The organism is Abiotrophia sp. HMSC24B09 (assembly GCF_001815865.1).
Classification (GTDB): Bacteria; Bacillota; Bacilli; order Lactobacillales; family Aerococcaceae; genus Abiotrophia.
Genome location: NZ_KV822193.1, coordinates 1 through 742 on the forward strand (window position 1 = coordinate 1; position 742 = coordinate 742).

1 pseudogene is annotated in these 742 nt (G+C 52.2%); it reads right to left on the reverse strand.

From position 1 onward, the window contains the following. A pseudogene (locus HMPREF3093_RS01210) lies at positions 1 to 742 on the reverse strand (YSIRK signal domain/LPXTG anchor domain surface protein); the annotation flags it as partial.

Consider the following 742-nt stretch of genomic DNA (forward strand, 5'->3'; position numbering starts at 1 on the left):
TTGGCCCTTGAAGTCTGGTAACTTGCTTTGACTTTGACCCTTCATGCCCTCGCTAGTTACGCTAGCGTTAACTACTGGTGAGTAAGTTGCTTCAGCAGTTGTTCCGTTAACGTCAGTGGCTTGAATGCGGGCTGGGACTGGTTGACCCACGTAACCTGGATTTGGTGTGAAGGTCACGGTTCCGTCTTGGGCTAGGCTGTAGGTCCCGACTTGCTTGCCTGCTTGGTCCAAAGCTGGAATAGTGGTGTCAGCCACAGCTTGGCCATTGACCACAAACTTGAGGCTACCTGGAACTAAGTCAACGGATTGTTCAGTACCGTTAATATTGGCAGAACCTGGCACAAACTTAACTTGACCCGTTTGGGCTTGGTTAACCACGCCTGAAGAGTAGTCGTTGTTAGCACCTGGTTTAACTGGGACAACCCTTGCTTGGTAAGTAGCCGTCACTGGGGTGCCGTTCTTATCGACGCGTTTAACCGTCAATGGCGAACCTTGGCCCGTGAAGGTCTTCTCTGGCACAAACTCGATGGAGCCATCTGCTTGGATGGTGTAGGCCCCTTCGCCGATGACGGTCTTAGTGGTGGTGCCGTCTTCGAAGGTCATTGGCACGGTATCATCCATTGGCACCGATGAATTCCCTGGCGTAAAGACTGGACGAGCTGTTTGTTTCTTGCCCTGCACTCCAGTTGAAGTGGCTGGCGTGCTAGTTGGCGTTACCTTAGTCACGGTTGGGGTGTAAGTT